The organism is Thioclava sp. UBA3469 (assembly GCF_002378135.1).
GTDB lineage: Bacteria > Pseudomonadota > Alphaproteobacteria > Rhodobacterales > Rhodobacteraceae > Thioclava > Thioclava sediminum.
The window spans coordinates 1,008-23,315 of record NZ_DFRG01000095.1; the positions used below are offsets into that span (position 1 = coordinate 1,008).

22 protein-coding genes are annotated in these 22,308 nt (G+C 63.0%); 7 read left to right on the forward strand and 15 right to left on the reverse strand.

What is annotated here, in order from left to right; all coding sequences use genetic code 11:
• Window positions 1-147, reverse strand: a 147-nt coding sequence (locus tag B3D39_RS08020) for a helicase HerA-like domain-containing protein (RefSeq protein ID WP_286789584.1), incomplete at its 3' end; no start/stop codon positions are given.
• Between the two features lie 561 nt (window positions 148-708).
• Between B3D39_RS08020 and B3D39_RS08025 the strand changes: the two genes are divergently transcribed.
• Entirely contained in the window at window positions 709-1,452 is a 744-nt protein-coding gene (locus tag B3D39_RS08025; RefSeq protein WP_274962234.1) for an invasion associated locus B family protein, read from the forward strand.
• A gap of 72 nt (window positions 1,453-1,524) precedes the next feature.
• On the opposite strand, the gene B3D39_RS08030 is transcribed toward B3D39_RS08025, so the two are convergent.
• The 4 genes from B3D39_RS08030 to B3D39_RS08045 are packed head-to-tail and all read right to left on the reverse strand — an operon-like array spanning window position 1,525 to window position 5,818.
• Window positions 1,525-2,730: a beta-ketoacyl-[acyl-carrier-protein] synthase family protein gene (locus B3D39_RS08030; RefSeq protein WP_274962233.1), complete on the reverse strand. Its 1,206-nt coding sequence runs from the start codon at window positions 2,728-2,730 to the stop codon at window positions 1,525-1,527.
• On the reverse strand, window positions 2,730-3,011 hold the full coding sequence (locus tag B3D39_RS08035; RefSeq protein ID WP_078519276.1) for an acyl carrier protein: 282 nt from the start codon (window positions 3,009-3,011) through the stop codon (window positions 2,730-2,732). The genes B3D39_RS08030 and B3D39_RS08035 overlap by 1 nt, the downstream gene beginning before the upstream one ends.
• 8 nt (window positions 3,012-3,019) lie before the next feature.
• Complete coding sequence (locus tag B3D39_RS08040; protein WP_078546849.1) at window positions 3,020-4,120, reverse strand: UDP-3-O-(3-hydroxymyristoyl)glucosamine N-acyltransferase; 1,101 nt, start codon at window positions 4,118-4,120, stop codon at window positions 3,020-3,022.
• Window positions 4,121-4,177: 57 nt separating this feature from the next.
• Window positions 4,178-5,818, reverse strand: coding sequence for a L,D-transpeptidase family protein (locus tag B3D39_RS08045; RefSeq protein ID WP_274962232.1), 1,641 nt, complete (start codon window positions 5,816-5,818; stop codon window positions 4,178-4,180).
• A gap of 367 nt (window positions 5,819-6,185) precedes the next feature.
• Between B3D39_RS08045 and B3D39_RS08050 the strand changes: the two genes are divergently transcribed.
• Window positions 6,186-6,740, forward strand: a complete 555-nt coding sequence (locus B3D39_RS08050; protein ID WP_078546845.1) for a YcbK family protein — start codon at window positions 6,186-6,188, stop codon at window positions 6,738-6,740.
• A 143-nt stretch (window positions 6,741-6,883) separates the two neighbouring features.
• Here the strand turns inward: B3D39_RS08050 and B3D39_RS08055 are convergent, their stop codons facing one another.
• Both B3D39_RS08055 and B3D39_RS08060 read right to left on the reverse strand, forming a co-directional pair.
• On the reverse strand, window positions 6,884-7,534 hold the full coding sequence (locus B3D39_RS08055; RefSeq protein ID WP_098410679.1) for a cytochrome b/b6 domain-containing protein: 651 nt from the start codon (window positions 7,532-7,534) through the stop codon (window positions 6,884-6,886).
• On the reverse strand, window positions 7,527-9,248 hold the full coding sequence (locus B3D39_RS08060; RefSeq protein ID WP_274962231.1) for a tetrathionate reductase family octaheme c-type cytochrome: 1,722 nt from the start codon (window positions 9,246-9,248) through the stop codon (window positions 7,527-7,529). Before B3D39_RS08060 ends, B3D39_RS08055 begins: the two co-directional genes overlap by 8 nt.
• A 262-nt stretch (window positions 9,249-9,510) precedes the next feature.
• Between B3D39_RS08060 and B3D39_RS08065 the strand changes: the two genes are divergently transcribed.
• Entirely contained in the window at window positions 9,511-10,086 is a 576-nt protein-coding gene (locus tag B3D39_RS08065; RefSeq protein WP_274962230.1) for a DsrE family protein, read from the forward strand.
• A gap of 101 nt (window positions 10,087-10,187) precedes the next feature.
• Here the strand turns inward: B3D39_RS08065 and B3D39_RS08070 are convergent, their stop codons facing one another.
• The 6 genes from B3D39_RS08070 to B3D39_RS08095 all read right to left on the reverse strand — a co-directional run bounded on the left by B3D39_RS08070 (window position 10,188) and on the right by B3D39_RS08095 (window position 16,224).
• Complete coding sequence (locus tag B3D39_RS08070) at window positions 10,188-10,541, reverse strand: cytochrome o ubiquinol oxidase subunit IV (protein WP_274962229.1); 354 nt, start codon at window positions 10,539-10,541, stop codon at window positions 10,188-10,190.
• Window positions 10,541-11,167 carry a cytochrome c oxidase subunit 3 gene (locus B3D39_RS08075; protein ID WP_078519283.1) on the reverse strand — a complete coding sequence of 209 codons (627 nt, stop codon included), beginning with the start codon at window positions 11,165-11,167 and terminating at the stop codon, window positions 10,541-10,543. The genes B3D39_RS08070 and B3D39_RS08075 overlap by 1 nt, the downstream gene beginning before the upstream one ends.
• Window positions 11,164-13,227, reverse strand: a complete 2,064-nt coding sequence (locus tag B3D39_RS08080) for a cbb3-type cytochrome c oxidase subunit I (RefSeq protein ID WP_274962228.1) — start codon at window positions 13,225-13,227, stop codon at window positions 11,164-11,166. The genes B3D39_RS08075 and B3D39_RS08080 overlap by 4 nt, the downstream gene beginning before the upstream one ends.
• On the reverse strand, window positions 13,224-14,183 hold the full coding sequence (locus tag B3D39_RS08085; protein ID WP_274962227.1) for a hypothetical protein: 960 nt from the start codon (window positions 14,181-14,183) through the stop codon (window positions 13,224-13,226). The genes B3D39_RS08080 and B3D39_RS08085 overlap by 4 nt, the downstream gene beginning before the upstream one ends.
• A 499-nt stretch (window positions 14,184-14,682) precedes the next feature.
• Window positions 14,683-15,330: a Crp/Fnr family transcriptional regulator gene (locus B3D39_RS08090; RefSeq protein ID WP_158522062.1), complete on the reverse strand. Its 648-nt coding sequence runs from the start codon at window positions 15,328-15,330 to the stop codon at window positions 14,683-14,685.
• A 213-nt stretch (window positions 15,331-15,543) separates the two neighbouring features.
• Window positions 15,544-16,224, reverse strand: coding sequence for a Crp/Fnr family transcriptional regulator (locus B3D39_RS08095; RefSeq protein ID WP_274962226.1), 681 nt, complete (start codon window positions 16,222-16,224; stop codon window positions 15,544-15,546).
• Between the two features lie 469 nt (window positions 16,225-16,693).
• Between B3D39_RS08095 and B3D39_RS08100 the strand changes: the two genes are divergently transcribed.
• Both B3D39_RS08100 and B3D39_RS08105 read left to right on the forward strand, forming a co-directional pair.
• On the forward strand, window positions 16,694-17,080 hold the full coding sequence (locus B3D39_RS08100) for a response regulator (protein WP_083075284.1): 387 nt from the start codon (window positions 16,694-16,696) through the stop codon (window positions 17,078-17,080).
• Window positions 17,081-17,285: 205 nt separating this feature from the next.
• A complete protein-coding gene (locus B3D39_RS08105; protein WP_274962225.1) occupies window positions 17,286-18,803 on the forward strand; it encodes an acetyl-CoA hydrolase/transferase family protein in 1,518 nt (505 codons plus the stop codon).
• Between the two features lie 303 nt (window positions 18,804-19,106).
• Here B3D39_RS08105 and B3D39_RS08110 read toward each other — a convergent pair whose 3' ends face one another.
• Both B3D39_RS08110 and B3D39_RS08115 read right to left on the reverse strand, forming a co-directional pair.
• Window positions 19,107-20,027 (reverse strand): manganese-dependent inorganic pyrophosphatase, encoded by a 921-nt coding sequence (locus tag B3D39_RS08110; protein WP_274962224.1) that lies wholly within the window; start codon window positions 20,025-20,027, stop codon window positions 19,107-19,109.
• A 141-nt stretch (window positions 20,028-20,168) separates the two neighbouring features.
• Window positions 20,169-21,170, reverse strand: a complete 1,002-nt coding sequence (locus B3D39_RS08115) for a TraB/GumN family protein (RefSeq protein ID WP_274962223.1) — start codon at window positions 21,168-21,170, stop codon at window positions 20,169-20,171.
• 198 nt (window positions 21,171-21,368) lie between these two features.
• Here B3D39_RS08115 and groES point away from each other — a divergent pair, with 198 nt between their 5' ends.
• Together groES and B3D39_RS08125 are read left to right on the forward strand one after the other, a co-directional pair.
• Window positions 21,369-21,656: a co-chaperone GroES gene (gene groES / locus B3D39_RS08120; RefSeq protein ID WP_075774612.1), complete on the forward strand. Its 288-nt coding sequence runs from the start codon at window positions 21,369-21,371 to the stop codon at window positions 21,654-21,656.
• Between the two features lie 65 nt (window positions 21,657-21,721).
• The coding region (locus B3D39_RS08125; RefSeq protein ID WP_286789581.1) for a TCP-1/cpn60 chaperonin family protein at window positions 21,722-22,308 on the forward strand (587 nt) is incomplete at its 3' end.

A 22,308-nucleotide genomic window follows, 5' to 3' on the forward strand; every position in this document is an offset into this window, starting at 1 on the left:
CTGCAGCGTCACCGTCTTGCCGGTACCGGTCGCGCCCGCAACCAGCCCGTGACGGTTGCCGTATTGGAGCTTCAATTCCTGCGGGCTTGCGTAGCCTTCACCACCGCCCCCAACGAACACACCCTCTTCGGTCAGAACACCGGTCATCTTGCCCTCGCCAAACAAATTTCGGCTCCGACAATACTACCTTAACCCTTTTGCGCCAGTGTGATCCTGCCCCCGGAGTGCGCTTTTGCGCGGATGGGGGCGCTTCCTCCCTGTTGAACTGGCCGCGCCACGCTTGGCGCGGTCTTTTTCTTCTGTGCCAAGGGATTGCGTTCCGGAGTTCATCGCCTCACCGCCTGTCACACTTCCTCAACTTTGCCTGTTGACCTGTGAAAAATTACGGCCTAGCGTACCGGCAATGACGAAGTCGGCCAGTCCGACAGGGGGAAAAGGAAGGGGTCCTGAACGGGCCCCTTTCGCTTGGAAAGCCCAGCTTTCGCCCCCCCGGAACACCCGATCCAGCCTACGCGAGACGCGCCTGAATCGCCCCGGCTCTTTCCGCGAAATCTCTCGCCTGCCCCAGCGCCGATCCAGGCCGTCGAACCGCTCACGAAACTGTGGCAGTTTGCCGCCGATCCGTGAGCGCCGCTGCGGAATTCGCCACTGACAGGGGCGCAGCCCCGTGTTAAGCCTTCGCCCAATACGTTTCAGGAGAAGAGTAATATGTCTCAACTGACGAAACCGCTCGCCCTCGCTCTGGCCCTCGGCCTTGCAAGCGGGGCGTGGGCGCAAGATACCACCTCGAGCGACACGACCACGACCCCCTCGGCGGATGCGACCGCAGGCGCGACCACCGATGGCGCGGCAACCCCGGCGGCGGATGCGGGCGCAGACGCGACCAGCACCGATCAGGCGCCCGACGCCACCGCGAACGGTGCTGACGCCACGCCGACGATGCCCGGCGCCGATCAGCAGGCACAAAAGCCGCAGGAGCCGCAGACCTACACCAAGGCCACCTATGGCGATTGGGAGCTGCAATGCGCCAAGTCGCCCGACGGCAAGGATCCCTGCCAGATGTATCAGGTGATCAAGGACCAGAATGGCGGCAACGTGGCCGACATCTCGGTGATCGGCCTGCCCGATGGCAGCCAAGCTGCAGCCGGCCTGACCATCATGGTGCCGATGCAGACCCTGCTGTCGCAGAACCTCGTGATGCAGGTCGATGGCGGCAAGGCAATGGTCTACCCCTATTCCTTCTGCGACCCGCGCATGATGGGTTGCTTCGCGCGCTTCGGCGTCGGCAAGGCCGAACTCGAGTCGCTCAAGAAGGGCAGCAAGGCGACGATCACGATCACGCCGCTGGCCAACCCGCAGCAAAAGGTCAAAGCGGATATCTCGCTCAGCGGCTTCACCAAAGCCTTTGACGAGACCGTGAAAACCAACAAGGAAAACGGCGTTCAGCAGTAAGCTGAATGGGCGAGCTTCGGCTCGTAACCGTTTGAAATCCAAGACGCCGCGCCCAAACCGGGCGCGGCGTTTTCATATCGCGCGCAAGGCCAGAACCGCGTTGAGCCCGCCGAAAGCGAACGCATTCGAGAGCGCCGCGCCGACCTGCGACTTGCGGGCCGTGTTGGGCACATAATCCAGATCGCAGTCGGGATCGGGGGTGGCGTAATTCGCTGTGGGCGCGATCACCCCGTCGCCAAGCGCCATCAGGCAGGCGACCAACTCCACCGCCCCCGTGCCGCCGATGCAATGGCCATGCAGCGCCTTGGTCGAGCTGACCGCGACCTGATCCGCCGCTGGGCCGAGCGCCGCGCGGATCGCGGCCGTCTCGATCCGGTCATTGGCTGCCGTGCCGGTCCCGTGGGCGTTGATATAACCGACCTCATCGGGCGCCATGCCCGCATCGCTCAACGCGCCGGTGATCGCCGCGGAGGCCCCGTCGAGCGAGGGCATCACGATATCACTCGCATCGGAATTCATCGCGAAGCCCGCAATCTCGGCCAAGGGCCGCGCGCCACGCGCCTCGGCGCTCTCCAGCGTCTCGATCACGAAGACGCCCGCGCCCTCGCCCTGCACCATGCCGTTGCGATCTGCCGAGAACGGGCGGCAGCCGTCGGGTGACATCACCCGTAGCCCCTCCCATGCTTTCAGCCCGCCGAAATTGAGCATCGCCTCGGACCCGCCCGCGAGCATCCCTTCCGCCATGCCCGAACGCACCATCTGGAACGCGAGGCCGATGGCGTGGTTGGAGCTGGCGCAGGCGGTGGCGACGGCAAAGCTCGGCCCCTGCAGCCCGTAGCGGATCGAGAGATGCGAGGGCGCGGCGTTGGCCATCAGCTTGGGCACCGTCAGCGGATGAACGCGGTTCTTTTGATCTGCGAAAACAGCGCGATAGGCGTTATTCGCGGTGGTGTGCCCGCCGCCTGCGGACCCGATGATGCAGCCCCAGCGCGCGGGATCGGGGACTGCCTCCAGCCCCGCCTGCGCCATCGCCTCCGCGCCGGAGATCAGCGCGTATTGGGTGAAGGGATCGTATTGCGCGAGCTGCGCCGAGGTGAAGCGGGCAGACGCATCATAGCCGCGGATCTGACCACCGATGCGGATGCTCAGCCGCTCTACATCCTGGAAGCTGAGCGGGCCGATGCCGCTGCGCCCCTCTGCCATGGCCGCCTTGGTTGCCGCAACGCCCTCGCCGAGCGCATTGATCGTGCCCGCGCCCGTGATGACGACGCGCCGCATCAGGCGACGGCGGTCGAGGGTTTACCGCCAGAAACCAGCCGCTCCACCGCGCCCACGATCGCGCCGATCGAGGACATGTCGAATTGCGAGGCGGCGGGTTCGTTGGCGTTGAACGGCACCGAGACATCGAAGGCCTCTTCGATGGCGAAAATCACTTCGACGAGGCCGAGGCTATCGAGCCCCAATTCGTCGAGCGTCATCTCGGGCGACAGTTCGGAGGGCTCACGAAGGGCTTCGCGGGCGATGATCGAGAAAACCTGGTCTTGCACGTCTGGCCTCATATCTGGGGTTACTCCGTGCCGCCTTTTTGCGTGAGTTTCGTAACAGTTTCTCGAAGCTCGGCCATTTGCGCAAACAATCTCGGCAATCTGCGGACAGATTTGTTGATCTCCAACTGCGTTTCCATCTTCACCGCCGGGCTCCCCCAGATCGTACGGCCTTTGGGGACGTTGGTGTAGATGTTCGTCCCGCCCGCCGCGATCACGTCGTCACCCACGGTGATGTTGTCCGAGACGCCGCATTGCCCTGCCAGCACCACGCGGTGCCCGATCCGGGTCGAGCCCGCGATGCCGACCTGACCGCAGAGCAGGCAATCCTCGCCCACCTGCACGTTATGGCCGATATGGACCATGTTATCGAGCTTGCTGCCCGAACCGATCGCAGTCGCGCGCACCGTGCCGCGGTCGATACAGGCATTCGCGCCGATCTCGACATCGTCGCCGATCTCGACCGTGCCAAGCGAATGGATGCGGAACCATTTCTGCTCGGTGATCTCTTCACGCTGCTCGAGCGTGTGACGGATTTCCTCGACCCCCGAAGGATCGGGTGTCACGAAGGAAAACCCGTCCGAGCCGATCACCGCGCCGGGCTGACAGACCAGCCGGTCGCCGATCAGCACCCGCGCGCCGATCCGCGCGCCGGGATAGATCAGCGCGTCAGAGCCGATCTGCGCGCCTTCCGCGATGGTCACCTGCCCCACGATCCGCGCATTCGGGCCGATCTTCACCTCCTTGCCGATCACGGTGAAGGGGCCGATAGCGGCATCCTTGCCGATGATGGCGGTCGGGTCGATCACACAGGTCGGATGGATGCCGGGCTCGACGTTGGGACCGGGGTCGAAGGCCTTCGACAGCCCCGCCATGGCGAGACGCGGGCGGGTCACGAAGACCGCCGCCTCCAGCCCGAGCGCGCGCCAGTCGGCACCTTCCCAAAGAAGCGCCGCGCGGGCCTTACCCTCGCGCAGTCCTTCGGCGTATTTTTCGCTCATCGCGAGGGCGATCTGGTCGGGACCCGCGGTCGCTGGCTCGGACGCGCCGGTCACCTCGATCGACAGGTCGCCTTCGGCGCGGGCGTTCAGCGCCTGCGCGATATGCTCGATTGTCTGGGACATGGCCGATCCTCTCATGGTCGCATGAGGGCGCGCTTAACCGCCCCCTTTGCCAGAGATTTAGCTGTCCTGCGTGCCCAATTCCACCCCGGCCTTTTGCAAGGCGTTGAAGAGGATCGCGTCACGCCCATAGACATCGCGGCGATATTCGACATGCCCCGACGCGGTCGGCCAGGCGGTGAAGTAGGTCAGATGCACAGGCACGTGCTTTTCGAGCGGCACGACGGTCTCGCGCCCCGAATTGAGGATGCGCTTGAACTCAGCTTCCGGGTCGGAGCTTTGCGCGCCCAGAAGCGTGTAGGCCAGATCAAAGGGGTCGCCGACGCGCACGCAGCCATGGCTGAACGCCCGCGTCTCTTTCTTGAAGAGCGATTTCGAGGGCGTGTCGTGCAGGTAGATGTTCCAGCGGTTCGGGAACAGGAATTTCACCAGCCCCAGCGCATTGCGGTTCGACGGCGGCTGCTTCATCGCGAAGGGGAAGTTGCTCGCGTTATAGGCGGCGAAATTCACCGCCGAGCGCGGCACGACCCGGCCCCGGCTGTCAATCAGCTGAAGCTGGCTCGCCGCGTTCGGATTGCGCTTCATCTGCGGCAGGTATTCCTTGGTCACGATCGAGCGCGGCACATGCCAGGCCGGGTTGATGACCATCCGCTCCATCTCGTCGGAAAACTCCGGCGTGCGGCGGTCCGAGCTGTTCTGCCCGACCACCGTCACCGAGCGGAACGTGGTCTTGCCATTGTCGAGGACGCGGACCGAGAAATCGGTGATGTTGACCCAGACGTAGCGGCCCGAGAAATCGATGCCGTTCATCCAGCGCAGACGCTCCATGGCGACGAGGATGGCTTTCATCCGCGCCTCGGGGCTCTTGTTGATCTCGCCCAGCGTGCTCGGCCCTGCGACGCCATCGGTCGCGAGCCCCTGATCAGTCTGGTACGCCTGCACGGCCTTCTGCATCTCGGCATCGTAGGTCGCGCTGGCAGAGCGGCCCAGATAGCCCATCCGCTGCAACCGGTCGCGCAGCGCCACGACGTCCGGCCCGCTGTCGCCGGGCTCGAGCTTAGTGCCGGGCACCGTCGGCCCCCAGCCGCCCACTTCGATCTGATGCTCCAGATCGAGGCGCGCTTTCACCAGCTGCGCATATTGCGGCATCTGCGGCGCCAAATCGCGCAGGAACAGCGCCGGGTTGGTCGAAGCGGCGAAGGCCGTCATCCGGGCTTCGGGATCGGCACGTTTCGGTTCGCGCTTGATATCGGAGATGACGCTATGCGGGTCGAGCACGCCATGCGACAGGTCATGGGCGTAATCGAGGAAAATCTGGCTCATCTTCACTTCGAGCAGACCGCGCTGACGCTCGGACTGGACGGCGGCGAAGGCGACACGCAGCCCCTCGGGGTCGTAATGCGCGGTGGGCAGCCCCTGCATCGCCGACAGGTCGAGCGCGCGCATGAAAGCCGCGCGGCGGTCCGCATCCTCGGCGGCGGTCCAGATCGGCCGGTAATCGCGGGCGGCATAGAAGGCGGCCAGAGCGGGATTGTCAGCCGCAGCTTCGGCCACGGCCTGCGTGAAGCCCGAAAGCTCGACCCCTGCCAATGGCGACATCGCCCCCTGAGCTGCAATCTGGGCCGTGCCTTGCGCCTGAGCGCCGGCGGCGAGCGTAGCTAGCGCGAAGGCCAGCCCTATCTTACGGAAATTGCGCGTCATAGCGTCTAAACCCCTGCCCGGACCCATCGTTCCAGATGTTCCAAACTTACCCGCATCTGTCCAGCGAAGCGTTGCCTGCGCGCAACGAAGTGAGCCGACCCGCGCGGAACGATGCAGGGGCGCAACAGCGCCTTTCCGCCGCCTCCCACCCCGCACGCACACCGCTCCCACAAGGACGTGAGCGTATTTTTACTACCGGCAGGCGAAATTTTGCCGACATACCCCAACATGGCAAAGATGCATCAGTTCCGTTCTTTATCGATTAATCTGTCTATGCCATAAGGAGTAAGAAGTTTGGGTCTACCATCCCTCAACCGCCCGAAACAGGGCGGGAAAATCGAGAGACAGGCGAACACAGGAACTTGCTATGACGACGATTTCCCGGCGCGGCCTTCTGGGCGCATTTGCTGCGACCATGGTGACGGCAGCCCCCACCATGAGTAACGCTTTCGGTCTACTCAAGGGCGCAGGGGACATCCGACGGATCAAGATGTATAACGGTCGTACCGGCGAGACGCTCGACACCGTTTACTGGATCGAAGGCGAGTATATCCCCGACGCGCTGAAGGAAATCACCTACTTCGCCCGCGACTGGCGCACCAACCAGCTGAAAAACATCGACGCGCGCACCGTGGACATCGCGGCGGCAGCGCACAACCTGATGGACTCGCGCGAACCCTACATGCTGCTGTCGGGCTACCGCTCGCCCAAGACCAACGCCATGCTGCGCTCCCGCTCGAAAGGCGTCGCGAAGAACTCGCTGCACATGCAGGGTCTGGCGATGGACCTGCGGCTGAAGTCGCGCTCGGTCAGCCAGATGTACAAGGCGGCGGCCGCCTGCCACGCCGGCGGCGTTGGCAAATACTCGCGCTCGAACTTCGTGCACATGGATTGCGGCCCGGTGCGGCATTGGGGCTCCTGAGCCCCGCGCACCTCGCCTGACCGACCCGAACGCCGCTTTCCCGAGCGGCGTTTTTCTTTGCCTGCCCTGCCGGGGGTTGCCCCAAACCGCAGACGGAAAAAGGCCCCGCATGGGGGCCCTTGATCGGTCGTGCGTAGCGATGCTCAGTCGAGCACCCGGCCCTGCTGGCGGAAATAGGCCTCTGCCTCCGGGGTCAGATCGACCTTCTCATAGCCCGAGACCATGGGCCGCACGTGCTGGCGGAAGCCGTGGCCGATGGTGAGCAGGTAGACATGGACCACCACGAAGCTCGCGATGGCGAAGGCCGCGAGGACGTGGAAATTCGCGATGATCTCCAGCCAGAACGAGCCGCCGTCGAGGTGATCCCAGAAGCCGTAGCTGAGATAGGCCAGTCCCGAGATCCAGATCGCCGGGAAGAGCATCATCTTGAGCGCGAAATAGGCCGCCGCTTGCAGCGGGTTGTGCCGCCGCTCGTAGCTCTTCACATAAGGATGTTCCTCGCCCTTGAAGACGCCATAGGCGTAGAAGCGGCTGACCTCCCACATCCCCTGCATGCGCGGGATGAACTGCTTATAGCCGCCCGTGGTGAACAGCCAGAAGGTCGCGAAGGCCCAGAGCAGGAGCAGTGCCAGCGCGACGACCGTATGGATCAGTACCGCCGCCCCGAAAGGCAGGATCGGATGCAGTCCCAGAAGCCGCGCGCCGGTGAAGAACAGCAACATGATCGAGGCGACCTGGCTCCAGTGCCAGAGCCGATTGAAGCGCGAATAGACCTTTACGCAATGCTCAGCCATGGTGGCCTCCATCTTTCTTGCCGCGGTTGATCAGGCGCAGCGCGCCATGGCCCAAGGCCCCCAGAAGCGCCATCAGGAACATCGCGAGCCCCAGCTTGCCGCCGAGATTGATTTCCGAGCCGGGAACGTAGATCCCCGCCAGATCGGCCATCCGACCGCCCTGCGTGTGGCAGCTTTCGCATTGCAGCGCATCGTCGGCGGGCGCGACCATGTGGGTGATCGGCCAGTACATGTAGGTATGGACGAAATCGAACTCGCCCGAATACTCGACACCGGCATAGTCCATGCCCGCCTTGAGCGATTTCTCCCAGTCGTAATAGGACCAGAGCGCTGTGCCGTTGCCGGGGCCATAGACGTTGTTATAGGCCAGCACATTGCGCTGGGTGTCATAGGCCTGCGTGCCGACCATCCGCTTGAAGGGGAAGATGCGGCTGTCGGGCTGACCGGGATTGCCGCCGATCTTGTTGATCTCGACCACCTGCGTCGGGTCGTTCTCTTCCTCCGGCAGGGTGAAGGTCATCTCGCCGTTGGACCATGCGTAATAGGGCGTGACGTTCTCGCCCCATTCGAAATTGCCCTTCTTCGACATGTAGGTGTGCAGGTGCTTGCCGTCGGATTGGGTGAAGCCCTCTTCGGTGATCGGCTTGCCGTTCTCGTCGAGCTTGCCCGCCGTGGACCAGTCCCAGACGGTCTTTGTGGCCACCCCGCCCCGCGCGAAGCTGGGGATGTGGCAGGTCTGGCAGGCCAGCGTGTCAGTGTGATCGTTGAGCTTCGCCGCGATCAGCGGGTTCGGCCCCTCATGCGGGCTGTCGGTGTGGCACGACTGGCAGGCGGCCGCGTCATGGGCGGTGCCCGCCTTTCGATCGGGATGCGGGTCGATAACGTCGGTCTCGTAGCGCGAGCCCTCGAAGACGTGCTTGTCCGAGACGTGGCAGGTCTCGCAGGTAAAGTTCTGACCGTCGGGCGACATATGGACATCGACGTCGCGCGGAGGGTTGAACAGCGCCGAGCTGAGATCGCCATGCTTCACGTTGTCGCCGCCACCGCCGTAGAAGTGGCAGTTGCCGCAATTGTCGCGACCGGGCGGTGCGCCCACCGATTGCGCGGCCTCGGCCAGATCGACGGGCCAGGCGGCCGCGCCGGTGATCGTCTTCGCGCCCGCGGCCACCGGTTCCAGCGGCGGCTCTCCCGCGAGGTTGTCCTGTTTGGTATATTGGCCCGATTTATCGTGGCACACGAGGCAGTCGACCTTGGTCGGATCGTCGGGCATCGGCTCGCGCACGTCCGTCCAGCCATAGCCCGTATGGCACGAGGTACAGCGCACCTCGTTCGAGGCGACATTGCCGCAAAACGCATTCATCTCATGCGCTTTGCCGAGCGTCTGGCCCGTGGCCTCGTTCTGGTATTCCCAGGTCCAGTGGACCGAATGCATCACCTGATTGGAGGCCTCAGTATGGCACGACAGGCAAGCCTCGGTCACCTCGGAGCCCGACGCGAACGGCCCCTTGAGCTGATCGAACTTTGAGTGGTCGGCAGTGAGCTCTTTCACCGGATCGCTCATGTGGGCGGCCTTCGATGCGCCCTGCGCGACGGATGTCGATTGCGCGCCGATTGCGGGCGTCTCCTCCCCGGCCGCGTCCTGCGCATAGGCGGGAAGCTGGCCCAAAATCACGGCTGAGACGAATGCCGTGATCCGCAATGCACTCTGTGTCATCGATGCTCCGACTGGCTCACTACTGGTTACTCACATTGCTTAGCGTGAACGCGGCGATCACGGGGATGCGACATTTCGTGAGTTTTGCGTGACTTACTGTCGCATCGGTTTTGGCACGCGCGGAGGCGCGGCACGCATCACGCAGCCCTGATCTGCCGTGAGCGGTGCGGCGAGGAACGAAGCGCTGCCGCCCCGCGCTGAGCCTCACCGGGCGCGGACATCCGTGTTCCCGGCCCTCAAATCGATTTCACAGGAGAGTTTCATGCAGCGCGCACCCCGCTTCGTTCTTCCCGCCGCCCTCGCCCTTGCCCTCGGTTCGGGCGCGGCTTTCGCCGCCTCTTCGAGCAACGACGGCTTGAAAACCGAATGGATCAACCCGGTCGTGAAGGACTACGGCAAGATGCACCCCGTGCCCGATGGCGCGCTCAGCCCCGATCCGAACAAGGACTGGAAGATCGTCTTCGATGTCGGAATGGGCGAGACGATGGACGGCGGCGTGAACGCAGCGCTCTGGCATGTCGCGCGCGCGGTGAACGTCTACGGCAATGCGGGCGTCGACAAGGAACATCGCAAATTCGCGGTGGTGCTGCATGGCGCGGCGACCCCGCTCGCGCTCTCGCCCGAGGCGTATAAGGACAAGTTCGGCAAAGACGATCCCGACACCAAGCTGAAGCAGGAACTCGCGGACGCGGGCGTCACCCTTTATGTCTGCGGGCAGGCGCTGGCCGATCACGGCTTCACCGAGGATCAGGTCGGGCCGAATGTCGATGTGGCGCTCTCGGCTCTGGCCGCCGTGCCCGTACTGGAAAGCCAAGGCTACCAGCTCTTCCCGATGTAATCGCGCCTCTCAGGTGGACATGAAAAAACGCGGGCAGTGCGAAACTGCCCGCGTTTCTATTTGCTTGGCGGAGCGAGGCCCTAAGGCCCCTGCCCCTCGGCTTACATGCTGCCGGCGCCCATACCCATCCGGCTTGCCAGATCGGCCAGCACCCAGACGGTGCCCGCAGCCATCAGGATGATGAGCAGGAAGGTGAAGAGCACCAGATACAGGTCCGGACGCGCCTCTTTCGAGAAGTCGAGGTGCATGAAGGCCCAGAACTGGATGATCAGCTGCGCGATGCCGAGGATGCCCACGATGGACCATGCGAGGCCCGTCGAGAACACGCCACCCGCGACGATCACGACGCCTGCGAGCGTCAAGACCACCGAGAGCGCGAAGCCCCAGACATAGCGCGCCATGTCGTGCTTGTACTCAGCCGAGTCCATGCCGACGTCGGTGTTGATATAATCCATCACAGCACCCCCATCAGGTAGACTTTCGTGAAGAGCGCGATCCAGACGATGTCCAGCATGTGCCAGAACAGGCCCAGACGCACGAGACGCGACTTGATCAGGTCGTTCATCCCGAAGGTCTTCATCTGAACCATCAGCAGGATGCCCCAGATGATACCCGAGGTGACGTGCAGACCGTGCAGCCCCACCAGCGAGTAATAGGCGGTCAGGAAGCCCGACACTTGCGGCGTGTTGCCCTCGGTCCAGAACTCGTGGAATTCGTAGAGTTCGATCCCGAGGAAGATCGCGCCAAGCGCCAGCGTCACGACGAGCCAGCCCACCGTGCGCTTCATCGACGCGCCGTATTTCATCCCCAGCGTGCAGATACCGAAGGTGAAGGTGGAGATCAGCAGCGCCATCGTCTCGATGGTCGGCAGGCCGAGGCTGAACAGCTCATGCGGGCTCGGCCCGTTCGCGATGCCGTGCCATTCGGCATCGGCGTAGTTGGCGATCATCAGCGAGAAGGCGATGAGGTCCGACATCAGGAAGATCCAGAAGCCGAAGATCACCGTGCCCGTCTTGTCGTGATGGCCGTGATCGTGGGAGGCAGCGTGCGCTGCCCCCGTGTTGCTCATAGTTGCACTCATACCTGCGTCTCCATGATCAGGCCGCGGTTCTTGGTGGTGAACTCATCGTCGAGCCGGATTTGCGGCGTGGATTCGACGACGCGCTTATGGGCTTCATAGCCCTCACGCAGTTCTTCCGCGGTGACGGTTTCTTCCCAGTCGGTGTCGTAGGAGCGGATCAGCACCAGCACCCACATGGCCACGAAGCCCACCGCAGCGATCAGCCACATCTGGAAGATCATGGCGAACGCGAAGAGGGTCGCGACGAGGCCCACCAGGAACGGCATGCCGGTCGGTTTCGGCAGGTGGATGTCGACGAACTCGGTCGGATCCATGACCCGCTTGCCCGCTTCCTTCGCATCGACCCACGGCTCGCGCGAGGTCATCGCCGGGATGGTGGAGAAGTCGTATTCCGGCACCGGGCAGCCCAGCGACCATTCGATACCACGACCGTCCCAGGGATCGCCCGCCGGCACCATCAGGCTCTCACGGTTCTTGACCGAGACCCAGACCTGAATGATCTGCGCGGTCAGACCCGCCAGCACGCACAGCGCGCCGAGCATCGCGATCACCAGCCACGGGAAGTAAGCCGGCTCGGTGAAGAAGGCCATGCGGCGCGGTGCGCCCATCAGACCGATCGCATAGAGCGGCATGAAGGCCCCATAGAAGCCGATCATCCACAGCCAGAAGCTGCGACGGCCCCATTTCTCGTCGAGGCGGAAGCCGAAGCAGAGCGGGAACCAGTAGTTCACGGCCGCGAACATACCGAACAGCAGGCCCGGGATGAGCATGTTGTGGAAGTGCGCCACCAGGAACAGCGAGTTGTGGGTCGCGAAGTCGATCGTCGGGTTGGCGAGCATGACGCCCGTGATGCCGCCGATCACGAAGGTGAAGATGAAGCCGGTGGAGAACAGCATCGCGGTCGAGAACCGCAGCTTGCCGCGCCACATGGTCAGCATCCAGTTGAAGACCTTAACACCCGTCGGCACACCGATCGTCATCGTCGCGATGCCGAAGATGGCGTTGAGGTGGGCGGTCTGACCCATGGTGAAGAAGTGGTGCACCCAGACGGTGAAGGACAGCACTGCGATGGCAATGGTGGCCCACACGAGCGAGGTGTAGCCGTAGATCTTCTTGCCCGAGAAGGTCGGGATGACTTCCGAGAACACGCCGAAGGCCGGCAGGATCAGGATGTAGACTTCCGGGTGACCGAACAGCCAGAACATGTTGGCGAAGTTCATCATGTTCCCGCCTTGGGTGGCGGTGAAGAAGTGGAAGCCTGCCTGACGGTCAAGCGCCAGCATCAGCGAGGCCACGGTCAGCGGCATCATCGCGAAGATCATCAGGATCGCGGTGCAGAGCGTCGTCCAGGCGAAGATCGACATGTCGAACAGCTTCATGCCGGGGGCACGCTGCTTGTAGATCGTCACGAGGAAGTTGATGCCCGAAAGCGTCGAGCCCACCGAAGTCAGGCCCAGCGACCAGATCCAGTAATCCACGCCCTCGTTCGGCGACAGCTTGATGCCCGTATAGGGCGGATAAGCGGTCCAACCGCCGGTCTCGAAGTGACCGACGACGAGCGAGGCCATCACGAGTGCCGCACCGCCGATCGACAGCCAGAGCGAGACCGCGTTCATGAAGGGGAACTCCATGTCGCGCGCACCGATCTGGAGCGGCATGACGACGTTGATGACGCCGGTCAAGAAGGGCATCGCCACGAAGAAGATCATGATCGTGCCGTGGGTCGAGAACAGCTCAGCGTGGTGTTCGACCGACAGGAAGCCCGGTGCGGGCGAGACCTGCTGGGCGCGCATCACGACCGCCTCGAGGACACCGCGGATCAGCATGATCAGCGCCAGAACGATGTAGATGACACCGATCTTCTTGTGATCGAGCGTGGTGATCCAGTTCGACCAGAGCGGTTTCCACCAACCTTTGACGGTCAGGAGCACCATGACCGCGAGCGCGCCGAGGACGACGATGCCGCCCGCGCCTGCTGCGATCCCGGTGGACAGAGACGGATCCGTGAAGAAGGGAACGATGAAGATATCGTTCCAATCGAGACTACCAAGAATACTCATTGAGCGTCCCCTTGATGTTGGTTTTGCGAGACATGCAGCTCTTCGCGGATCGCGTCATCGATCTTCTTCTGCTCGGGCGCATGGTCAGGAAGGATTGCTGCGCCACCGTCGGTCAGCATGTCGGGGTTCATCGCCACCTTGTCCCAGTAGCCGGCTTCCGGCGGCTCGAAGAGCTCGGGGCCCGACCAGGTCGCGGTCTTCTTGAACGCCTTCTCGAGCTGGGCGAAGGGGTGCTTGGGCTCTTGCAGGAACGCGTCGAACTGATCCTGGCTCACCACGTCGACCTCAAACTTGTTGAGCGGGAAGGCCGCGCCGTTGAACTGGCTGTTGAAGCCGTAGGTCTGCGACGGATCTTCCGAGGTGGTCAGGTTCATCTTCGTCTTCATGCCGGGCATTGCGTAGATCTGGCCGGCAAGGCGCGGGATCCAGAAGCTCTGCATCGCGCCGGTTGCGGTCAGGTCGAACTCGACGGGGGTGTTCTCAGGCAGGACCAACCGGTTCACGGCGGCGACCTTGCCGGGATAGATGAACATCCATTTCCATTCGGACCCGATGACCTTCACATGCATCGGATCTTTGCCCGTCGGCTTGTAGGGGTCTTCGCCCATCACGTGGCCCCAGGTGAGCCAGCCGACGATAAGGAAGGTGAGCGTGGCACCGCCCCAGATCACGACTTCGGCGCCAACCGAATGCGACCAGGTCGGGTCATATTTTCCTTTCCCACCATGACGGCGATAGCGCATCGCGATCCACGGCGTGCCGATCAGGATCGGCAGAGAAATGGGCAGCATCCAAAGGAAGAAGCTGATCAGGTGAGCGCGTTCTCCGGCCGCCACCGGGCCGAGCGGGGTCATCACCCCGTTCTCCGCGCAACCTGACAGCCATGCAGCCGCAACGGTCAACAGGACCGGGGCAGCGAGGCGGCTGGGCCGCTTGTAGATTTTTTCAAACAACACGGAAATACCTTTCCTATTCCCTCTTCTTGGCGCGGGGGCATAGGGGTCTCTCGGGGGAGGCCGCGAGGGCTCCCGTCCCGCGCGATGCCTCCCACTCTAGGGCAGCGCCCGCGAGGTCAATCGGTGTTGACAAATTGTCGCAGGAACGGGCGTAACCGACTGAAAATCATGCACAAATGCCATCACACACCTGCGACGCACGAAAAAATAACCAATAAATAAAGGGGGTTGGTCTTGAACGGGCGCGCCCGAATACAGGGGTAAACGGGCCCTTCTCTCGCGCTTGTGATGGAGCGGTGAGCGATCCGTGAGCAAAATGAGCAACTTAGCCGATCACGGACGCTTGAGGTCACGCGGTGCGTGAGGGGTGTTATCCGCTCAGGCTCCCGCCTCGCCCCGCGTTGACGGTAACGGGCAGCGCCCTCCCCCGGCGCATGACAAACCAACGCCGCGGAAACCCCGCGGCGCGCTGTCAGAGAGGATTACCAGAAGGGAACGGTCAGAGCGCCGCGGCCCGGCGCAGCGCCGGGAGCGACGAGATCCGCACCCGCCCGCCGGCGATCCTGAACAGGCCCTGATCGCGCAGACGGCGGATCGTCTTGTTCGTATGCACGAGCGACAGCCCGAGCGAGTCCGCCACGACCTGCTGGGCGAAGGGAAACGGCGCGCTGTCCTTCTCGATCAGCCCGACCGCCTCGGCACGCTCCCATGCGTGCATCACGAACCACGCGATCCCCTCATTGGCGTTGCGCTGCCCGACCGAGGCCAGCCAGCCCGACAGCCGCGTCAGTTCGCGCGTCATCAGCCACACGAGCGTCGTGGTGCGGTCGGGACCATCTGGCAGAGGCTGATGCAGATCGGCCGGATCGAAGCTCGACAGCATCATCGGCGTGAGTGCCTCGTAATAGCTCGCCCCCGGACCGTAGAGCACGCTCGTCAGCCCGCACAGATCGCCCGGATAAACCAGCGCTTCGACTTGCCTGCGCCCGTCTTCGAGCAGCGTATAGCGCATGGCGATCCCGCGCTCGACCCGCACGATCAATGGCGTGGACTCGGGCAAAAGCGCCGCCCCCGCGGGAATGGCGCGTTGCGATTGGGACAGCTCCGCCAGATAGGCGAGGTCAGGTTTTCGAGACAGGTTTTCCAAGCTTGCTCGGTTCCGTTTTGTTGATTTCTGCGAAGAAACCAGCATCTGCCGCGAAAGCGCTGAGCGCGCTACGTCATAGGACATTGATGCAGATTTTTTCGGATGTTCCTCGGCGTCACCCGGCGGAAAAACGCTTTTCGCTTATGTGAAAAGCTTTAGGAATCGCTGCGCGACTGCAGCGTTCCTGAGGAATTCCGCCACTCTCCTGCGCGACTATAAATAGTAGCGCGGTGGCCCGGCCCCGAGCTCGACGACTCCTATATCGGCGAGCCTTTCGAGATCGGGCAGTTCGAGAATCCCCTGCGCCCATCTGACGAGCCCCTCGGACCTCAGACGGGCAAGCGTCTTGTTGGTGTGAACGAGCGATAGCCCGAGCGCATCCGCGAGATCCTGCTGCCGCACCGGGAACGGCATCTTGCCGTCACGCACCAGCCCGGTCTGCGACCCGCGCTCAAAGAGAGTGACGAAGGCCCATGCGAGCGCTTCGCGCGCCGAGCGCTGCCCCACCGTGACCAGCGCATCGCTCAGGAAATGCTCCTCGCGCGCGACCTGCCACGTCAGCATCATCGCACGCTGCGGCATCTTCGAGAAAAGCTCCCACACTTGTTTACGGTCGAAAACGCTGAGCTTTACCGGGGTCAGCGCCTCGGTCGTGTGCGAGGCCATGCCCATCATGATCGCGTCGAGGCCGATCAGATCGCCGGGAAAGAGGAAATTGAGCACTTGGCGCCGACCGTCTTCCAGCATCCGGTAACGCATGGCCTGGCCTTCGATCAACGTGAAGAACCGTTGCGGCTCGTTGCCTTCCATCACGACGGTCTGCCCTGCGGGCATCCTTAGCTCGCCCGCGCGGGCGGCCTCGGCGATTGCTTCCTCGTGCGCATCGGGTGCCATGAAGGCGGGATTATCGACGAAGGGACAATTTCTAAAGTTGCGTGTCATGCCTTGGCTCACTTTTACGTCATAAGGCAACGCGAAGGACCGTGGCAGGTTCCTTTCAAATTTCGTGGGTGGATTCCGTATTTCCCCTTATTTCCCTCACTATCTGCGCCCCGCATGTTCACGATCGCTTGTGTAACAGGCAGCCCTGTGGGATTCATACCAGCTAGACGCTTTGCAGCAGTATGTCATAGTTAAATGACCCCGGAGATTACGAGGTGCACTAAGGTCCAAGAGGCCTCTCAGCGCACCGACAATCGGGCTGAAGCCTAAAAGCGTTATACTGACGTCGGATCGATCCCGATCCTATCCCCCCTCCAAATGCAGTAATCTGCAAGGACAGGAAGCTGATGCCCCGGATTTTCCAACACGAACGAAGCGAGATCCGCGTAAGCGGTGCCCGCCTCGCGGCTAGGCGGTCCTCGTGACTCTTTGTTCCCCCCCTCGGATCGACGGCACCGCGCTGGTGCTCGAAGACGCGATGATCGTGGCCTATGATGCGGCCGCGATGCTGAGCGAATTCGGCGCGCGCGATGTGGTCATCTTCGGCACTGTCGAAGAAGCATTGCTCCATATTGCTGGCGGCAATGACATCTCGATGGCGCTGCTCGACATCAATCTTGGCGACGAAACCTCGCTGGAAGCCGCCAAGGCGCTGCGCGAACGTGCGGTGCCGATCCTCTACTCGACCGGATATGATGAACAATCCGTGATGATGGACGGCTTTCCCGAAGGCAAGATGCTGATCAAGCCGTTCACCAATGACGATTTCGCCAATGCCCTGATTTCGATGGGTTTTGCCGAAGCCTGATCTCTGCGCCACTGGCGCTGAGATCGATATGCCATGCACCCCGTGACAGTTGATATGCACTCGGCGCATATCTGCCAAACATGGACATCCCGCGCAACCTCGCGTTCCTCGTCACCGGAACACCAGGTCGCGCGGCCATGCGGGGCAGAGAGGAGCCCCGTTCCGCGCCGTCGCGACCGAACCATCGCGAAGGAGGCGCTTGTTCATGAACCATACGATCCGCAAAGCCCATGCCGGGCTCGCCGCCAAGGTCATGTCGGCCGAAGAGGCCGCAGAGCTGATCGACAATGGCGCGACCATCGGCATGTCGGGCTTCACCGGCTCGGGATATCCCAAGGCGGTGCCGATGGCGCTGGCTGCGCGGATCGAGGCTGAGCACGCGGCGGGCCGCCCCTTCAAGGTCAAGATCTGGTCGGGCGCCTCGACCGGTCCCGAGCTGGACGGTGCCTTGGCGAAGGCCGACGGGATCGAATTCCGCCTACCCTACAATTCCGACCCGATCGCGCGCGAGCGGATCAATGCGGGCCAGATGAAATATTTCGACATGCACCTGAGTCAGGTCGCGCCGATGGCGTGGATGGGGTTCATGGGCACGCTCGACACGGCAGTGATCGAGATCTCCGGCATCACCGAGGACGGCAAGCTGATCCCGTCGAGCTCGGTCGGCAACAACAAGACGTGGCTCGATTGTGCCGACAAGATCATCCTCGAAGTGAACCGCTGGCAATCGCCGCTGCTGGAGGGGATGCATGACATCTATTACGGCACTGCCCTGCCGCCGAACCGCGTGCCGATCCCGCTGGTGAAGCCTGACGACCGGATTGGGCAGACCTATTTCGAGGTCGATCCCGAGAAGGTCGTGGCCGTGGTCGAGACCGACGCGCCCGACCGCAACGCGCCCTTCAGCCCGCCCGATGCGGTGGCCGAGGCGATTGCCGGTCATATCCTCGACTTTCTCGGCAACGAGGTGAAACAGGGCCGCCTGCCGCGCGGGCTGCTGCCGCTGCAATCGGGCGTGGGCAATGTGCCCAATGCCGTGATGGCCGGGCTGATCGAGGCGCCCTTCGACCAGATGACGGCCTTCACCGAGGTCATTCAGGACGGGATGCTCGACATGATCGAGGCGGGCAAGCTGCGCATGGCCTCGGCCACGGCGTTTTCGCTCTCGCCCGAGAAGGCGCAGTATTTCAACGACAACGCCGCCTATTTCCGTGACAAGCTGATCCTGCGTCCGCAGGAGATCTCGAACCACCCCGAGCTTGTGCGCCGTCTGGGATGTATCGCGATGAACGGGCTGATCGAGGCGGATATCTATGGCAACGTGAACTCGACTCATGTGATGGGCTCGAAAATCCAGAACGGTATCGGCGGCTCGGGCGATTTCGCGCGCAACGGCTATGTGTCGATCTTCATGACGCCTTCGGTCGCGAAGGGCGGCAAGATTTCCGCGATCGTGCCGATGGCCGCCCATGTCGATCACATCGCGCAGGATGTGCAGGTGATCGTGACCGAGCAGGGTCTGGCCGATCTGCGGGGGCTGTCTCCGAAGCAGCGTGCCGAGACGATCATCGAGACCTGCGCTCATCCCGCCTATCGCCCGATGCTGCGGGATTATTTCGAGCGCGCGAAGAAGGGCAGCTTCGCCAATCACGCCCCGAACCTGCTGGGCGAGGCGCTGAGCTGGCACCAACGCTTCGTGGAAACGGGGACGATGGAGGAATGAGGCGCTGAGGCTCGGGCGCGGCCCGGGGCTGGTCGCCCCGCGTCCGAGCAAAATGCTCCAGCTTCGCGATTGCGCCCGATGCGCGCCGCAGGCGCAGGGCGCGCGCCGGTCCGTCCCGACGGGCTGGCGCATTGCCACCCGCACACATCGTTCATACTGTGGGAGGCTTGGCAGGCATAAAGCGCCAAGCCTCAAAGGTTTTGCCGCGCCACCCCACGGACCGGCGAGCGCCCTTCTACCCGACCAAACGAAAAAGGGGCGCCCGACCGGACGCCCCTTCCCCAATTCCAATCCCCGAAAGGCTCAGACCTTGAGCGACGGAATGATCTGCTTTTTCCGGCTCATCACGCCCGGCAGGACGACCGTGTCGCCCTCGACCGTGGCATCGAAGCTCTTCTCGGCCACGCCCTTCACCAGATCGTTCGGCACCAGCAGCGTCGCCTCTTCCTTCAGAATGTCGATCACGAACAGCAGCACCTGATCGACGCCGTCTTCCTTCGCGACCTCTTCCATCGAGGCCATCAGCGAGGCCTTCCGGTCCAGCACCATTTTCGGCGCGGTGGTCTCCAGCACGGAGACGCGGAAGCTCGTGCCGTCGACCGGGTATTCTTTGGAATCCATCCGCAGCAGTTCCGCATCGGTGAAGGCGGAGACATCCGATTTCGCCTCGAACATTTTCTCGGCCAACTCGTGCATGTCGATGCCCAGATCCGATGCCAGCGCGTCACAGACGGCCCGGTCGTGATCGGTGGTCGTGGGCGAGCGGAATTCCAGCGTGTCCGACAGGATGCAGCTGAGCATCGCGCCCTTGATGCCGCGCGGCGCTTTCGCCACGTCGTCGCCCATCAGATCGTAGAGGATGGTCGCGGTGCAGGCGAGCGGGCGCATCGTGATGTCGATCGGGCCTTTGGTTTCGATCCCGCCGGTCAGCTTATGGTGATCGATGATCTGGATGACGTTGGCCGCGTTTATACCGCTCGGCAGCTCGGCGGGGTTGTTGGTGTCGACGACGACCACGTCCTCGCCTTCTTCCACGTCAGAGATGATCTCGGGCTTGTCGAGACCCCAATGTTCGATGACGAAAGCGGCCTCGGTGTTGGGCTCACCCAGCAAGCAGGGCTTGGCCGGAGTGCCTTTGACATCATTGAGATACCACGCCCAGGCGATGGGCGAGCCGGTGGAGTCGGTGTCGGGAGCCTTATGGCCAAAAACCTTGATCGTCATGGGGAGATCCTCTCGGATAATCATCTGTCGGCGCAGGTTATAGGCGCTGTGTCTGGGCTTGTCACCTAGGGGTCTGGCGATGCGGAAAGGCGCGCGCCGGAACCCTCGAGGGGCGCCCCGCAAAGGCCGTGTTTCAGCTGATCAGCTATCGAGCCGCTTGATCGTCCAGCCGTCCTTTTCGAGCAGCCGCAACAGCCCCTCTTCGCCGGACAGATGCAGCGCGCCCACCGCCACGACGACCGGGCCATCCTCTGCCGCTGCCTCGATCTCGGGCAGCCAGTTCTGGTTGCGCGCCACCATCAGAAGGTCCTCGGAAAGCTTCATCTGACGCTCGACCTCGTCGGCATCCATGCCCGCCGCGACCGCCTGATAGCGCGCCAGTTCCCAGATCAGACGCGGCTCGCCCCGGAAATAGAGATCGCCCATCGTCACGCCCATATCGTCGGCCAGGGGCGCGCCGATCACCGCCGCGCGCAGCATCTCCAGCGCTTCGGTCTCGGTGATCCCGTTGAAGAGCTTGAAGACAGTATCCCACGGCTCGAGCGCCTCGACCGGCACGCCATCGGCCTCGGCCTTCGTCATCACCTGCAGGTCCAGACCTCCCTGCCCCTTCGCAAGCTCGGCCGTCGCACAAGGCGGCAGCGAGAGCGTCATCGCGACGAAAGCGGGCCGCATCTTGGCCGCGAGGAAGGCGGGCATCCCGTGGGCGGCAAGCGCCGCCTTGGTCATGTTCCAGTCCTGCTCCGACATCATCTGCGGCAGCGTCTTGCCGGTCGAGAACATCAGCGTCGGGTCGGTCTTGATCGCATGCTCCAGCTTCCCCTGCTCGTCCGGACCGGCCTCCACCAGAAGCCGCGATGCATCGTCGAGCGCCTTCGAGAGCGCGCCGACAAGCGCGTCATGGCGCGGATCTGGAAGGTGGTAAGTGCCAGCCAGCGTGATCTTTTCCTCGCCTTTGGTTGCAGAGAACAGCAATCCGCGAGAGAAGGGCGCGGAATCGGCCTCGGCGGTCAGCGCCTCCTGCTCGGCTGCGGGCAGCGCATCGAAAATATTCTTGCCCCGGCACTCGGCCCAAGCGGGCAGTGCGAGGCAGAGCGAGAGCGCGGGGGCCAGCAGCGGCCGAAGGAACGTGGCGAGTTTCATGACGGCGAGAGTGCCACGCGATCTGCATTCCGCATAGAGGCGAAATCGCCGCGCCCCGATCGCTCGAATTGACGCAAAAAATTCGCCTTCCGGTTATTGACACCCACCCGCCCCAATGACTAACTCCGCCATCGTTAGCACTCACCAGTGACGAGTGCTAAAAGTTTTCGAACCTGGAACCTTTAGGGAGTGACCCAGATGGCATTCAAACCGCTTCATGACCGTGTGCTGGTCAAGCGCGTGGAGAGCGAAGAAAAAACCAAGGGTGGCCTGATCATCCCCGACAGCGCGAAAGAAAAGCCCGCAGAGGGTGAAGTCGTCGCAGTGGGTGACGGCGCGCGCAAGGAATCGGGCGAGCTGATCGCGCCGGGCGTCAAAGCTGGCGACCGCGTTCTCTTCGGCAAGTGGTCGGGCACGGAAGTGACCCTCGACGGCGAAGAGCTGCTCATCATGAAAGAAAGCGACATCATGGGCATCATCTCGTAAGGCGCCCTGCCCTTACCGAGATCCCCTGATATCCCAAGAACAACTCAGTCAAGGAGCCAACAAACATGGCAGCCAAGGACGTGAAATTCTCCACCGACGCCCGCGATCGTATGCTCGACGGCGTCAACATCCTCGCCGACGCGGTGAAGGTCACGCTGGGCCCGAAAGGCCGCAACGTCGTGATCGAAAAGTCGTTCGGTTCGCCGCGCATCACCAAAGACGGTGTGTCGGTCGCCAAAGAGATCGAACTTTCGGACAAGTTCGAGAACATGGGCGCGCAAATGGTGAAAGAAGTCGCCTCGCGCACCAATGACGAGGCTGGCGACGGTACCACCACCGCCACCGTGCTCGCTCAGGCGATCGTCAAGGACGGCCTGAAAGCCGTGGCCGCTGGCATGAACCCGATGGACCTCAAGCGCGGCATCGATCTCGCGACCTCGAAAGTCGTCGACGCGATCAAGAGCGCTGCTCGCCCGGTCAAGGACTCGGACGAAGTCGCTCAGGTCGGCACCATCTCGGCGAACGGCGAAGAAGCCATCGGCAAGATGATCGCCAACGCGATGCAGAAAGTCGGCAATGACGGCGTCATCACCGTGGAAGAAGCCCGCGGCATGGAGACCGAAGTCGAAGTCGTCGAAGGCATGCAGTTCGA